The sequence below is a fragment of the Natranaeroarchaeum sulfidigenes genome (assembly GCF_017094485.1).
GTDB classification, from domain to species: Archaea; Halobacteriota; Halobacteria; order Halobacteriales; family Natronoarchaeaceae; genus Natranaeroarchaeum; species Natranaeroarchaeum sulfidigenes.
In genome coordinates, this window is sequence record NZ_CP064786.1 from 430,592 (window position 1) to 445,252 (window position 14,661).

Below are 14,661 nucleotides of genomic sequence, written 5' to 3' on the forward strand. Positions count from 1 at the left end.
CGATGCGTATCGACGAGGCGAGTGCACAGTGTGATGCTGTGTTGACCGAGGTCGAAAACGCGGTTATCGCTGACCGTTCGTTTCTCGAAACGGTGCTTCTTGGTGTGCTCGCCAGGGGGCACGTCCTCCTTGAGGACGTTCCGGGGACCGGAAAAACACTGACTGCCCGAAGTATGGCCACGGCACTGGGGCTGTCGTTTTCACGGGTGCAGTTTACTCCTGATCTCCTCCCGGCAGATGTAACCGGCACGCACGTATTCAACGAGCGCGATCGCACCTTCGAGTTCAATGAGGGGCCGATATTCGGAAACGTCGTGCTCGCTGACGAGATCAATCGGGCGCCACCGAAAACCCAGAGCGCCCTGCTGGAAGCGATGGAAGAGCGTCAGGTCACAGCCGATGGGGACACTCGCGAACTTCCGGACCCGTTTTTCGTCATCGCGACACAGAATCCCGTCGAACAGGAGGGAACCTTCGCCTTGCCGGAGGCACAGATCGATCGGTTCGCCGTGAAGGCCAGCATGGGGTATCCGAGTTACGAGGGGGAGGCGGAACTCTTGTTCCGCCGAGATGGTCGAGAGGAACGGAGTCCGTCCGTCGATCCTGTACTCACTCCCGATCGTGTTCGCGCGCTACAGCGTGTCCCGGAGACCGTCCGCGTCGACGAGGATCTCATTCTGTACATGCTCGATATCAGCCGCAGAACGCGGGAGGAGTCACGTGTGAGTGTCGGCGTGTCGCCGCGCGGTGCACAACGACTGTTCGAAACGGCACGGGCTCGGGCAGTTATCGAGGGTCGCGAGTACGTAACACCAGATATCGTGAAAACAATCACCGAACCGGTGCTCGCTCATCGGCTCGTTTTGACTGCTGATGCACGCGTGAACGACGTGGAGAAACGGGAGGTGATCGACAGCGTGCTCGAACAGGTCGAAGTTCCGACCGTCGACTAGCGGAGTGATTCCAGCAACAGGACTGCAGCGAGCAATAACAAGAACAGGGCCGTGATCGGTTGGTCGCTGGTGCCGGTCATGTACAGTCCGTATGCGATGCTAACCGTTATGACGCCAACCCCAGTGCTCGCGGCTATGTGGGCCGCTTCGAGACGTCTCGTGTCGGCCTCACGTCCCAGTTGGTTCCCGATGCTGATCGCGTTCGTGCCGATATCCCACGCCAGTACTGCTGCAGTAACACTGCCAAGTATCGGACCAACAGCCGTGGTCTGTACACCAGCGAGAATCGCGCCCACGAACAGACCGAACGCGCCCACAGTGACTGCAGTATACAGTCCACGGATGAGCCCCACAAAGACGAGAACCAGTCCTACTGCGCCGATAGCGAGGGCCGGCCACGAGTAGAACGCGCTGAGCCCGAACGCAACGACCGCAGCACACCCTGCTCCCAGGCTACTGAGCTGTACTGGATCTCGATCAATGGGGTTCATCGCGACCACCGCTCGTTGAATCGGGCAAGCGTGGCAGTAATCGAGTCGTCCCATTCCCAGTCGATAACCGGAATCCCGTTGCTTCGCAGGGTCGTGAGTCGAAGTCGTCGGGCGACCTGTGCAAATCGCTGTGCAGTCGTCTGGCTGGCGGTCGGGTCGAGGCTGATCACCGTGACTGGGTAGCCGCGTTCGTCGAGCCGCCTGGCAAACTGGCTGCCGAACTCGTCACACAGCGGTGTGAGAACGATTACCTGTGTGCCCGCAGACAGTCGTTTTCTGAGGCGGTTGCGGTGTCGAACCACCACTGAACGGGTCTTCCTCGGAACCGGGGAGAATGCAGGATGCGTTGCGAGCAGTTCTCGTGCGGTGTCCCTGTGATCAACACCGGAGCCTGGGGCGAGCCAACAGGAGCTGTCGCCCAGTGCAGCGATCCCCACTGTGTCTCCCGAATCGGCCAGCGTCACGAACAGCCGTCCGGCGGCGTCGACCGCACGGTCGAGTGCATGTTCGGCGTACGGCTCGGGCGAGAGATACGCTTCCTCGCGGGTATCAACCACGATGACGACGCTCGCGGAACGCTCGTTTCGGAACTCGACTGTCGTGAGCTCACCTGTCCGTGCGCGACGGTTCCAGTCGATTCGACTCATTGGGTCGCCTGGTCGGTACTCTCTTGTCGCATAGAACTCGACCCCGTCTCCGCTGGTAGCGGTCTCGATGTGACCGACTTGCTGCGTCGCCTGTGCTCGAAGTGGGATCGGCTCGGTTATCGCTCGGAGCGACGGAATACAGGTTAGCGTTGTTTCTGTGCTGAGGCGTCGCTCTTGCTCTTTTGCGGACGTAAGGTCGCGTGCGATCAGCGTCGCTGGCCCAAACGTATGGACGCCTCGACGGGTAGTCACTGCATAGGTGTACGATCGACTCTCTCCCGCCCGCAGTGCCGTGCCGATACGCGGTGAGCTATCCGTCACGGCGAGCGATTCTGGGACACCGTCGACGAGTCGCAGATCCGCCAGCGCCTGCTCGCTGTCGTTTGTGATGGTGACCGTTACCTCGACCTCCTCACCCGGTTCCGGCCGCTCATTACTGAGCGTCCGAGAGAGGGAGACACTACCAGGCGGCAGCGCCGATGAGCGGGCGTACGCAGCGTAACCGATGCCGACAGTCCCGGCAAGCAGTACTGCAGGCTGTTCGACGAGAATCCCGACGCCGATGCTCACCAGTGCAACGACACTGACGCCTGTCCAGTGCCCTGTCGAATGTGTTGCACGTCTGAGGGCGTCTTTCGGCTCGTGTCTGTTGCTGGTGTCGTCAGTCCGTCCCGTGGACCGCTTCCGTGATGTCTCCACACTGGATTCCGTTCGTCGATCTTCCTGTGTTCGCGGTTTCTTGGTCGCGTCTTCGTTCGAGGGCGATGCTACGCCAGCAGCCGCGGCAATCGCGTCGACGGTGTGTCGAACACCGCGCTCAAACGGCGACTCTTCTCGAAATGCGTTCTGGACGCGTACACGGAGTGGTGGTGTCGGTGCCTGTTCGCCACCGATACACGCAGCCGCGTAGATATCATCAGTCCACGTTCCTGCCTCGACTGCCTCCTCAGCCTCGGCTGTGGAATACGACCCGTACTGAGCAAGTACAGTAACGGCAGCCTCACGGAGTCCCGTCCGAAGACGAGCGCGGGGAAAGTAGAGCCGCTTGGTGCCGAGAAACCGTTCGAGTTCGTCTTTTAACTCCTCACCTGGTGGCGAGGTCGAAATCGGGAGTTCCGGGTCAGGAGTCACAGCCTCATCCCGGTCCTCGCGCCAGCGACCCAAAATAACGCGAAGCGCCTGTAGTATGACTATTCCACCGACTACAGTGATCAGTACCTGATCGAGAGTGACCGCTATCAGCCCGGGAGAGATGATCGCAAGTAGACTAGCCCCCAGGGATAGAATACCGATACCAAGCGCGACGTGCCGATAGTTCACGGATCCTCCTCCGCGTATCGGTTCTCGATCCGTCGGAAGATCGTAATCGCCTGCCGTTCCCGCTCTTCGGATGGTTCTGCGTTGCCGTATCGTACATCCTCGAACAGACGAGTGAGTTCAGTTACATCGGCACGGCCGAGACCCGTCTCGACGGCAGCATCGGCGAACTCCCCCGGAGTACTTGATTCGGGGGTATCGACATCGGCCAACTCGGCCATTTCACGCCAGGTTTTGTACACCTCATTATCGACATCCACCTCCGCTTCAAGCCGGTCAGCGGCCCGTCCTGCTGCTCGGCCGATGGCCGCAGCGTTCTCACCGCCCCCAGTGGACTGTTGTGTAGACTCGTCGCTGTCGTCGGTTGGGGTTCTCAACAGCGCAAGGACCCCACCGATGACGGAGAGTCCCACTATGAGCACTACCAGTAGTGCTGATGGGGATGGTTGCGTTGGATCGACACCGGTCCCATCGCCCCACCCCTCGCCGCTACCGTCACCGACCGGAGTCTCGTCTCCTGGTTCCAGTTCCGGTACGTCCGGAGGGATAGCTGTCGGGTCCAGAACTGTTGAAAGAAGGTACAAGACCACAAGTGAGGCGACGATGACGAGGAACATGGCAAAAGCCTGTCGCCGGTAGATAAGCACGTACGCAATGAGCCCTACTAGCAGGGCGACGGCGAGAATCGCGAGTATTTCATCGAGGAAGGGAATCGTGATCGTCTCGCCGGGGGGTGATTCCGATTGCGCGACTGGTACTACCCCGCTGCCACCGTCACCATCCCCAATCGTTCCGTCTCCACCACCCCCCTCGGGCTGGATCGTCGATTCGAGCGTTGCTGCTGCGTAGGCGACTGCAAAAATGGCCATTCCGGCGATTATCGCCGATCGAGTGGACTCATTCATCGAGTTCGAATCGTGCCCTCGGTTTGTGACGATACGATCGTGTTGTATGAATCTATGTGTACTACCAACGCAAGAAGGTAAGGTTTAGAGGGGGGTGAGCCGGTGCGATTTCGGAATACTGTTGCATTGAACGCAATCGATCCCACACTCTCTGCTTGAGAGCTACGGAACACACCAGTCCACATTCATCTCCCGCACGCTATTTGTATCGCCCCCTGGCGGGTACGGGGCGTTCTGAAGAATGTCCTGTGTACTGACTATGTCACTGAGAGATGTCTACGAAACTGGCTTCGACGAAGACGATGGAAAGACGGTTAACCAAACGACCTGCCCTGAGTGTCCAGGACGACTCGAAACTTGTGGTGGCGAAACGACGTGTGCGGACTGCGGTCAACTGCCTCACGCTCCGAGAATATACTGTACCAGAACAGCGGAAACGATGGGTGGGTGTCCCATAAAAAGCGCCCACATTAGATCTTGACCATCAAATATCCAGATAGTGGGCGAACATCTCACTCACTCGTCCCATCGCGCTAGTACCGCTGTTGCGAAGGATTTTAGCGGTCGCCATCTGTCGGGATAAACGAATGAGTAGAGGAGTCGGCGTTACCGAGTTCGTCCGCGAGTTCGTCCCTGATGGATTCAGTTTCGTTGGCCGACTGCTTGCACTACCAGGCGACATCGAGGTCGCCGCACTCGTCATTACAGTGATCTTCGCGTTCGGCGTCCGCCAGCAGATCCAAACCGGCGATCGGGAGCGGCTATGTTCCCGGCGAACAATCACGTTGATCGCCGTCGTATTCGGCGGGCTCTCGCTGGCGATCGTTCTCAAGAGCGCGTTCGGGCTGCCGCGCCCACCCGTCGAGCTGCAGGCAACGCCCCGGTCGGGCGAGGGGTTCCCGAGCGGGCACACGATGACCGCAACCGTCCTATGGGGCGCACTCGCACTCTGGGGGCGCGTCTGGACGCACAGGGGGCGCTGGGCGGTGGCCGCCGCGTTGATTAGTCTGGTTGCTTTTTCCCGGCTCGCACTCGGCGTCCATTATCTCGTCGACGTCCTCGCGTCGGTCGCGTTCGGCATGGCGTATCTCTACGCGATGTGGTCGTTCGTGCGGGCTGATGCGATGCGGGCGTTCACCATCGCGATCGTGCTGTCCGTCCTCGCCGCCGTGGCCAGCGGTGGTTCGACCGATGGACTCCTGGCGCTCGTTGGGACAGTCGGCTGTTTCGCTGGGTGGCGTGTCGCCGAACACGAGGTAGTTCGGAAGCGCGTCTTCACCATCGCGTTGAAGCTTGACCGTCGACTCTCGGCGTCAGGCAACCCTGAGGAGTAACTACCGAGTTGTCCGAACTGGTCATATTCTGATTCAGGGTCGCTCCGAGGTTGATGGGGGGTATCAAGTACAGAGAGGTAGTCACGAGAAGTTCATAATCGGCCTGTGGAACCGCTAGAACGGCTCTCTGTCGACTATGGATCTGCTCTGGGAACGTCCACCATCACCAATCAGTACGAGCACACCATCATTCAAACAGCCACAAGAGTGGCTGTATCTCCCAGATTTGGCAATACTGACGCGAGATCTGGTACTGAGCCACCCCAATAGCCCGCCCTCCATCGCGGTGGAGACAACGGCCAACGAGGAGTACACAGACCAGAGTACCGCGTCGACCAGGAATATCGCTCTCGAGGAAGCTCAGGACGACTGAGGCTCCCACGAAAGGAATCCTGCGACTTCAGTCGTGGGTGGATGTCAATGGACGATCGAGATAACACCCCGACTCTCCACTATTTCACGAGCTCTTCGCGCGCCTTCGTCTGGTTCTCCCGTCAACAACCCCGACCCTTGAGGTCGGGGTATCCGCCTCGATCGCTGATGAGGCCGTAGAAAATTCAATCCATATCTGGCCACCACCAAACAGCGATACCAACGATTAGTTGTCGCCGAATTCAGTGAAGGCAGACAGGTTCATTTCCCGAGTCTCAGCAATGGTACGTTGAATCTCTGTTCGGTCCCAGCCGAGCGGTGACAAAACGCTTTCAACAGCTCGGACCAGCTGTTTCTCGTAATATGAGGCGTCATAGGTCTCGACATCTTCATGGACAAGTGAGACGCGGTCCCGGGAGGTCTTCTCGTCGTCAACGACGACATACTCGACATCTTGGCCCGGATGAACAGCGAGACCGTGATCGCGTGCCCGCTTCAGGGCTGCCACGTTCTGTGTGTTCTGCGTATAGCCTTCGAGTGGCTTTGAGACCCGATTTCGCTCGACGAGCCGTTCCACTGCAACCTCTCCGTTATGTAGTGCCTCGATTGCTCGTTCGAGACGTCTGAGCACCGCGTCAGGAGATCGTGTGCCAGCAAGCCGGTCGAGGCAGTCTCGCTGGACCTCCTTGATGAACGGCGGAGTGGAGCGTTGTCGGGCTTCGAGACCTCTGATCTTGAACTCGTCCTCCCCTGCAACGTTCCCGAAGTACCTGGTCAGTGCGCCAGCATCGCTCTCGCGCTGGGGGACGAACGCCACCCAGTCATACTGTGCCTCGTGTTCGAGCCGGATCTCGACCGCCTCAGTGATGTTCGCTGCGACGGTTTCGAGGGCCTCGCGCTCATCGTCGTCGACGTCGGAATCCGGAGTCACCCAGATCGAGTCCACGATGCCGTGGACAACGCGCCAGCCACCGGCTTCGAGCCGCTCTTTGGCCTCCAGCAGAATCTCGCGAGCGAATGCGTTGATCGCCTCGTGACACTCGATGCGCCCGAACTTCGCGTTGCTGAATCCCTGATAGCCGAAGCACGCAACGAGGATCCATTTCAGCGCGCCCGACCGTCCTTCGAGTTCCGCCAGCCGATCCTCGTCAGGATCGTCACGGTGGTTTTCACGATCAATAGCTGTCTTGATGTCGTCGCGAGCGCCGATAATCGGTTCCAATACGTCGACGAGATAGCCTCGCGTGTCACAGATCGAGTAGCCGAGTTCGGGGACGTCCTCGCGGTCGCTGTGGCAGTCACACCGAATCACATCCGGGGAGACGTTTCGCGTGCAGATGATATTCGGATACAGACTCGAAAAGTCGAGCTCGTGGACGTTCTCGTGGAGGCCGACCTCGGGCGCAAAGATGAACCCACCGCGGTCGGCGTCGTGAAGCGTCCCCATCGGCTTGTGAAATTCGTGACGCCAGGAGTTCCACGGGACGAGGACGCCCCGGTCGTGAGCCTCGCAGATCTGGATCGCCGTGAGCACGTTCCCAATCGATGCCCAAGCGAGCTCCTGGACCGGCTTCTTCGAGCGTGACACGAGATCGAGGACGCCGTCGAGGTTGGTCTCCCCGTAGAAGAACGTGTTCGACTCGTCGATGATTGCCCGACCGGGCACGTTGTACCGCGCCGGCGAATGTCCCACCTGACCGTAGCTCGAGTACGTCGACTGGCTCGCGAGTTGCTGGTAGTCCACGCCGGGCCACCGACTCAGCGTGAACTCGTCAATGCTCGCCACCGTCGCCATCTCGTACAGCGTCGGGATGATTTCGCTCGTCGAGCAGACCAGGACATCGGGATCACGTGTCTCGATGTTCGCCCGGACGCCAGTCAGGATATCCTCCACGGATCCAGTGATGGTTTCGCCAGCGACGGTCAACTCCCCGTAGAGATCGTTGCTCGTTTCGGCCACCGGGACGCTGAGTCGGAGGGTCGACAGCTCGTTCGCTGGCGTCGGATCGACGCCGTTCTCCAGACAGTACCGGAACTCCCGTGAGAGGTCCACATTGAAGCAGGCAAGATCACCAACCGGGTAGTCGGACAATTGCCGTGTTTGCCGGGCGAGCCCAGTGACGCAGTTGACGTGCTCGACGTCGACAGCGAGGACAGACTCCTCATCTCGTCGAAAGCCGGGACGCCGAGACACCATCTCGGTCGCGTCGACGTCCGGATGCTGGTCGTACATCGATTGGAGTGCCGTGAGATCGAGATCGGCGTCGGGATCGCGAGGAGCGACGTAGAACCGTGGCGTGTACTCGTCAGTCTCGGTGACGACTGCGCCAGCAGCGGTTGCCTCCCACTCCAGAACGCGCCCATCGTCCAGAAAGTCGATCGTGAACGGCATCTGGTGACTATGAGATCCGACTCGTGCATAATTCGTGGCGTGTCCCTTCCGGAGTCAATATACAGGACTTTAGAACGCTGATTGTGGTCGATTTGGGCCTTCACGTCCGTGATGTTTCACTTCCGAGGTGGTTTCCGGAATATCGGCATCTCACCGGCGGGACTCGGTGACAGTCCCACCACTTCTCGACGAGGCTGACCAAAGACCGAAGTAGCGTCAACACGATTGTCAACGTGAGATGGGAACGGCCGATGAGCAGATTCGAGTGAGCAACACGGTGAAGCGAGAATTGGAAAAGCACAAGCGCGAAGGCGAAAGTTACAACGACGTCCTTGAGCGTGTCCTCGGCGAGACGGCCGTCGGAGACTTCTACGATGGGTTCGGTCGCTGGTCTGATGAAGAAGCCCAGGAGATCCGTGAGGCCCGCCAGAACGCAAAGGAAAAACGCAAGGAGCGAATGCGCCGCCGGTCCGAAAACAGCGCATGAAGGTACTCGATGCGTCATTTCTGATCGACTATCTGGATGGCGTCGACGCAACTCGCGAGTTCTATGAATCCGCAGGCGGTGACGACATCCGCTGGGTAATGCCTGTCCCGGCCTACACAGAGGTCCTTGTTGGTGCAGGGAATCTCCCGGACGGCGACGTCGACGGAGTTCGTGCCGACCTTTCCTGGGCCGATGTCTACGCTGTCGATGAACGAACGGCGACGATAGCTGGCGAGATCGCAGACGAGATCGCGCCCGGTGGCCCCTATCTCGATGGGCCGGACGCGCTGATCGCAGCCGTCGGGCGCGAGCTGGATGCGCCTGTAGTCTCCAGCGATGGTGATCTCACTCATTCGGCGACGAAAGCGGTCGTCGAGGTCGAAGAATACACAGACTGACTTACTTCAATGCCACTCGTGTGGCTGTGAGGGTCATTCGGATGTTGCAGGATCAGCGAATTTCCTGCGGAAACACGCTAGTGAGAGCATAGAGATTCAAACAAGTGGGTCGATGGCTCGGCCCGTGGCCGCCCGAGAGAACACGACGGCGGATGGACACCACAGTCAGGTACCATGCCTTGAGTGGGACGACTCTGAGTGGACGGTGAAACACTCTGGTCTTTCGACCAAAGAGGCACCCGCGAACCAGAGTACCAGTAGCGAGACTGGGAACGTTGCCCCCGGTAGTTCAGACGACTGAATCACGCGTCAGCGGGGGGGAAGCCCACGAGTTTACTCGTGGGAGGAAGTCACGGTGAGATGGACGTTGACTTCCGAGTTGGGGCAGGAGAGCCAGAACCCACGACTGTTGCTGTACCGGCTGGCGAATCGGTAACAGAGCAATTCACTTACACGCGCGATCCCGGCTTCTCCTCCTGTTCCGTCAGTGTCGGTCGCTGACAACTGGATCGAGCGACTTCATAGAAAAATCAGATTTCGAGCAATAGCGCTCTGCCAGATCCATCAGTGCACGTGTCCGACGAATGTCGGCAACGTTGTGCAGCACAACGTCCTCAAATTCACCGCGCTCCCATGCATCTACGGCAGACGCGCTATCAACGAACGGATCGACGTCTCCGACGTCCCCGCCGATCAGTTCCTCGTAGACTGCAACAAGCGAGTTCTCGGTGGTGTTGAAGCGAGACTGGAACACGTCCATTGCCTCAATATACGGGATATCCTCGAACGGCCACCCGAGGTCGTGGTGGTTGAGCCGTGTACGGAGAAACGGCAGGTCGAACCCGCCGTTCCACGTCTCGCCGTTGTACGCGACGAGCTTGATATCCTGGTCAGAGAGCGTCGACTCAACGAACTCAGTGACGGCGTATAGGAGAGCGTCCTCGCTATTGTGTATTGAGAGCGCCACGGGCGTCGTCACCGCATCGTTAATTCTCTCTTCCAGCCCTTCGGTGGGTGCTTTCCCGTCAGTGTTGAGGAACACGTGCGAGCCGATCTCAGCATCGAATCCCACGACTGTCAGCCGGTCACCGACCGTGAAGCCGGTCGTCTCGATATCAAATGCGACGGTCGAGAGGGAACTCATCGCTGATCGGACTCCATGCGGTCAGTATCGATCAACTCCCGCTGATCGCCCGCTGTTTCGAGCGCGGCTTCCAGTTCGTCGAGGCGCGCTTCGTGGTCGTCGAGGCGTTCTTCCTGTTCGAGATCAATGCTGAAGAGCGCGGGCAGGAGTGGATTCTGATGGTTTAACAGGCCGCTCGCATCCGCATGCTCGCGCGCGTACTCGAACAGCTGGTCAAAGCGGGGTTGGTCACGACGCCGGAGTGCTCGTCGAAAGTCCGCCCACCGTTCCTCGATCGCTCGCAACGCATCCCGATAGGTTGGATTCGTCCGGCCCATCTTATCGCCCTCCAGTGTCAGTTGCCGTCCACGCATCGAGCAGTGGGTCAGTAGTGGTCGACGCCCTCTCCCCAGCAGCTGTGATGCCCGTCCCGACGCCATCCCGGGTTGCAGTCGAGGACGACGGCGTTGTCGGTTCCATACCGACCCGGGTAGCGCGAGCCGCGAGCAGCTCTCGCCAGTACGCGAACGTTGTCTGGTAGTACGCGCCGTCGTCAACGGGATAGACGAGCGTCTCGAACTCCTCGCCGAGGAGCCGTGGACCCATTCGTGTCTGTTCACACTCTATGTGATGGTCTGCAGCCGTTGCGACTGCGGTGGTGAACTCATCACGCCTGCTCCGGGTGACGAGTACTGGAACGTCGTACCCATCGGCGTAGGTCGATAACTTCGCGAGCGCCCGGGCCTGCAGGGTTTCGGCATGTGTCTCACAGAGCGTATCGTCGGCACGGTACTGCGCGTCGATGGCTGGGGCGACGATGAGAGCAGGGGTATGGGGAGACGTGTTCTCGTCGCAAATTGGTGCCCCTCGACCGACCGCCCCGATATCGGCCGTGGATGTCTTGATTGACTGGTTCACCGCTGTCGTGAGATCACAGACCGCTCCGTAGTGCTGGTAGGCGGTGAAGCCACGTGCCACCTGAATTCGGTTGAGCAACCGTTGGCTGGGCGCGATCCGGGCGAGCGTCGTGGTCGTCGCGTGTCCGTTTGCATCGACCCAGAAGGCAAGGCCATCGTGTATGAGGAGATGGTCGAGCACGAGCGACTGGAGGATCGGGACGCCCCGACTTCCCTCGACGTCCAGTAGTGTGATCCCGTCATCGAGTGACGGGAGTAGCTGATTCTCGGTCGCTGGATCGGCGAGATCGACGAAATCGCGATTCTCGTCTGCACTTCTGGTTGGTCGGTTGGCCCGCAACGACTCCGCTGCTGGTCGTGCGTCTTCAAGCATATGTTACTAGATGCCGACAGGGTGGATAAGCCGCGGCGTGGCACTTCCACGTTTCAGGGAACGGTTGCCCTCCGGGAGGGACTGCTGGCCCTCCGTTGATTTCCACCGATCGGGGCGACTTCTGGGAACGGTTCCGGAAGCGTCACGGTTCGATCAACAATCGAGCAAGGTCAACCGAGTTCTGGTCATGACTATTGCTACTGATGGCTCCAGAATTGTTTGAACCGGTTCCGTTCCACAGCCCCCCGACTACTGCGATGCCGTCGGCGACTCGACGAGCGAGTACTCTCGGTCCCGACTCGTCCCTTCAGCTTCGAGAAGGTTGTACTGGGCCATCTTCGAGAGGTACGTACGGACAGTCCGTTTCGTTCGCGCGTCTTCGACTTCCGCAGTATAGCGCTCGTGGATCTCACTCGGTCCGACCGGGCCGTACTTGTTGACGATCTCGTAGACGACTTGCTGGTGTGGGGTCAACGAGTCGAGGCTCTTCTGTCTGATCTGTGCGCGGGCATCACCGGCGGCGTCCTGCAGTAAGTCGTTGGTGATCCGGTCGTGATTTTCGCGAGCAGCCGTGCTGGCTGCGGTCCGAAGCATGCCGATCGCCAGCCGGGCGTCGCCAGCGGCCGCATCCGCGATGTGATAGAGCTGGTCGTCGGTGATGATATCGGGTTCGAGACCCCATTTCGCACGGGCGGTCAGGATGTCGAAGAGCTGGTCGTTATGGTACTTGTCCATACGGACGTGCTCGCTGGATCGCAGGCGACTCACGAGCCGGTCGTCGACACGGCTGTACAACTGTTCTTCCTCGTTAGCAATACAGATGACCGCGAACTGCGGGAGGCTGTGTAGATCGTAGAGTACTCCCGGATCTTCGAGCTGGTCGACCTCGTCGAGGATGATGACAGCCCGCGGTCCGTCGTACTGTTGGAGACGTTCGATCAATTCGTCGTGTGGCGTCGACTGGCGATGGATGTCAATCGTCTTGCCGAGATCATCGAGAATCTGGTACAGCGCCCGAAATCGGGTGTAGTTGCGCCAGCAGTTGACGTAGGTGCCTTCGACGTCAAGGACTTCCTCGCGGAGCCGTTCGGTGACGAACTTTGAGAGACAGGTCTTTCCGGTTCCACTGGGTCCGGTGACGATGGCAGTGTCCGCGGGCTCACCATTCGTGATTGGTTCGAGAACACTGGAGAGATGATTGACCTCGGCATCGCGATGCTCGACTTCTCGCGGGACAAAACCAGCACGGAGGACGCGAGCATCACGGATCATCTTTGTTCGATACCCTGGTTTTTTGTCTGGTCACAAAAGTGTGTCTGGGAGGTTTCCGGAATTGACCACACGTGAGTGCTTTCAGTGGGTAGAGTGTCTCCCTCGTACATTTTGTTTGTGGAACCGGCTAGTTTCCGGAAACGTCCGACGTTCGGCAATGGGATCTACGAAAGTGAGAGAGTACGTTTCGTGTGCTTTTCTTCGGATAATGGACCTACTTTGAGGGGCCAAAGAGTACGTTTCGTGTGCTTTCAGTAATCTTGTCGGACAAACCATCGCCGTGCAGCGGGATACGAAGAGCCAGGAGAGCAACGAATAGCAAACGAAACTAACAACATCGGATTTTAAATAGTCTGACAAACACCTTCTAGTAAATGGGCAATCCATTCGGCGGGATGATGGACACGATCTTTGCGGACAAGGAGGTGCTGACAGAGAGCTACCAACCGGAGACTATCCTAGAACGAGAGGCTGAGATCGAGGAATATCGCTACGCGTTACAGGACGTTCTGTTTGGAAGAGAGCCCGAAAACGTAATGCTGTACGGGAAAGCCGGCCTCGGAAAGACGGCGGTAACGACCTACATTCTGGAGGCACTGCAAACGGAGGTCGAAACCCGGGACGAAGCTGACGAACTGTACACCCATGAGATCAACTGCAACGGCAAGACCGTCTTCATGGTCGTTAGACAGCTTGTGAACACACTACTCCCTGCCAATGCTAGCGAATTTCCAAAGCGAGGGCTCGGAACTGGCGATGCCTTCACCGAGCTCTACGAGCAACTCGATCGACTCGGGGGGACACACTTGATGGTCTTCGACGAGATTGACCACCTCGACGACGCCGACACGTTGCTCTACGAACTCCCACGAGCACGCGCCAACGGCCACATTACCAATGCACAGGTGGGTATCATCGGGATCAGCAACAACTACACGTTCCGGACGTCGCTCTCGCCGAAAGTGAAGGACACGCTGATGGAGACTGAAATCTCCTTTAGCCCGTACAACGCGAACGAACTGGGTACCATCCTGCAGGATCGAGCAGAACAAGCGTTCGCCGAAGACGCCTGTGATCAGTCCGCAATACGTCGAGCCGCGGCGCTTGCCGCACAGGATATGGGGAACGCTCGGCAGGCGATCGATTTGCTTCGGGTCGGTGGGGAGGTTGCACTACGTGAGGAAGCCGATTGCGTCACGGACGACCACATCGGAGCGGCACGAGAACGAGTGCAGCGCGGTCGGCTACAAAACCGAATCCGTGAGCAGACCATCCACGACCAGTACATTCTGGAGACGATCGCCTATCTCGAAGAGGGCGACGAGACACCCGTGCGCTCGAAAGAAATTTATGATCTCTATCAAGACGTCGCCGCCGAATGCGGAGACGATCCACTGACGACGCTGAAAAGTATTCAGGATCACCTCTCGGATCTTCACATGCTCGGGTTCCTTCAGCGGTTCGAGCGCAACGAGGGACTGAGCGGCGGGCAGTATTACGAGTACGAACTTGATCTCAACGCCGATATCGTCATCGAGACGCGCAAAACGATCGAGGAGACCAGGCTGTAGGATGGGCCCTCGCCGTCAAAAGCACACGAAATGTACTCTCTCACTACAGTGGAATGGAGTATAAACAGAAATACGATAGGAGTGTTGAAGCCTGATCGACAGTGCGAGC

General features: G+C 58.8%; 13 protein-coding genes. 5 read left to right on the forward strand and 8 right to left on the reverse strand.

Annotation, left to right across the window (positions count from 1 at the left end; all coding sequences use genetic code 11):
* Positions 1-2: 2 nt before the first annotated feature.
* Positions 3-953, forward strand: coding sequence for an AAA family ATPase (locus AArcS_RS02195; protein ID WP_238479962.1), 951 nt, complete (start codon positions 3-5; stop codon positions 951-953).
* Here the strand turns inward: AArcS_RS02195 and AArcS_RS02200 are convergent.
* From AArcS_RS02200 to AArcS_RS02210, 3 genes are read right to left on the reverse strand one after another with little or no spacing between them, the layout of a single operon-like run.
* Positions 950-1,444, reverse strand: coding sequence for a DUF7519 family protein (locus tag AArcS_RS02200; RefSeq protein ID WP_238478791.1), 495 nt, complete (start codon positions 1,442-1,444; stop codon positions 950-952). The two genes, AArcS_RS02195 and AArcS_RS02200, sit on opposite strands and share 4 nt — an antisense overlap.
* Positions 1,441-3,411 (reverse strand): DUF58 domain-containing protein, encoded by a 1,971-nt coding sequence (locus AArcS_RS02205; RefSeq protein WP_238478792.1) that lies wholly within the window; start codon positions 3,409-3,411, stop codon positions 1,441-1,443. Before AArcS_RS02205 ends, AArcS_RS02200 begins: the two co-directional genes overlap by 4 nt.
* The gene (locus AArcS_RS02210; protein WP_238478793.1) at positions 3,408-4,313 is read right to left on the reverse strand and encodes a DUF4129 domain-containing protein; all 906 of its coding nucleotides are present in this window, start codon (positions 4,311-4,313) and stop codon (positions 3,408-3,410) included. The genes AArcS_RS02205 and AArcS_RS02210 overlap by 4 nt, the downstream gene beginning before the upstream one ends.
* Positions 4,314-4,900: 587 nt before the next feature.
* Here AArcS_RS02210 and AArcS_RS02215 point away from each other — a divergent pair.
* Complete coding sequence (locus AArcS_RS02215) at positions 4,901-5,647, forward strand: phosphatase PAP2 family protein (RefSeq protein WP_238478794.1); 747 nt, start codon at positions 4,901-4,903, stop codon at positions 5,645-5,647.
* Between the two features lie 598 nt (positions 5,648-6,245).
* On the opposite strand, the gene AArcS_RS02220 is transcribed toward AArcS_RS02215, so the two are convergent.
* Positions 6,246-8,411, reverse strand: a complete 2,166-nt coding sequence (locus AArcS_RS02220; RefSeq protein ID WP_238478795.1) for a type B DNA-directed DNA polymerase — start codon at positions 8,409-8,411, stop codon at positions 6,246-6,248.
* A 238-nt stretch (positions 8,412-8,649) separates the two neighbouring features.
* Between AArcS_RS02220 and AArcS_RS02225 the strand changes: the two genes are divergently transcribed.
* Positions 8,650-8,898 carry an antitoxin VapB family protein gene (locus tag AArcS_RS02225; protein WP_238478796.1) on the forward strand — a complete coding sequence of 83 codons (249 nt, stop codon included), beginning with the start codon at positions 8,650-8,652 and terminating at the stop codon, positions 8,896-8,898.
* Positions 8,895-9,296 carry a PIN domain-containing protein gene (locus AArcS_RS02230; protein ID WP_238478797.1) on the forward strand — a complete coding sequence of 134 codons (402 nt, stop codon included), beginning with the start codon at positions 8,895-8,897 and terminating at the stop codon, positions 9,294-9,296. Before AArcS_RS02225 ends, AArcS_RS02230 begins: the two co-directional genes overlap by 4 nt.
* A gap of 484 nt (positions 9,297-9,780) precedes the next feature.
* On the opposite strand, the gene AArcS_RS02235 is transcribed toward AArcS_RS02230, so the two are convergent.
* From AArcS_RS02235 to AArcS_RS02250, 4 genes are all read right to left on the reverse strand, one after another.
* Positions 9,781-10,440 (reverse strand): 3'-5' exonuclease family protein, encoded by a 660-nt coding sequence (locus tag AArcS_RS02235; RefSeq protein WP_238478798.1) that lies wholly within the window; start codon positions 10,438-10,440, stop codon positions 9,781-9,783.
* Positions 10,437-10,757, reverse strand: coding sequence for a DUF8156 family protein (locus AArcS_RS02240; RefSeq protein ID WP_238478799.1), 321 nt, complete (start codon positions 10,755-10,757; stop codon positions 10,437-10,439). The genes AArcS_RS02235 and AArcS_RS02240 overlap by 4 nt, the downstream gene beginning before the upstream one ends.
* Before the next feature lies 1 nt (position 10,758).
* Positions 10,759-11,709, reverse strand: coding sequence for a hypothetical protein (locus tag AArcS_RS02245; protein ID WP_238478800.1), 951 nt, complete (start codon positions 11,707-11,709; stop codon positions 10,759-10,761).
* 249 nt (positions 11,710-11,958) lie between these two features.
* A complete protein-coding gene (locus AArcS_RS02250; protein WP_238478801.1) occupies positions 11,959-12,981 on the reverse strand; it encodes a Cdc6/Cdc18 family protein in 1,023 nt (340 codons plus the stop codon).
* Between the two features lie 374 nt (positions 12,982-13,355).
* Here AArcS_RS02250 and AArcS_RS02255 point away from each other — a divergent pair, with 374 nt between their 5' ends.
* Entirely contained in the window at positions 13,356-14,552 is a 1,197-nt protein-coding gene (locus AArcS_RS02255) for an orc1/cdc6 family replication initiation protein (RefSeq protein ID WP_238478802.1), read from the forward strand.
* Positions 14,553-14,661: the final 109 nt, after the last annotated feature.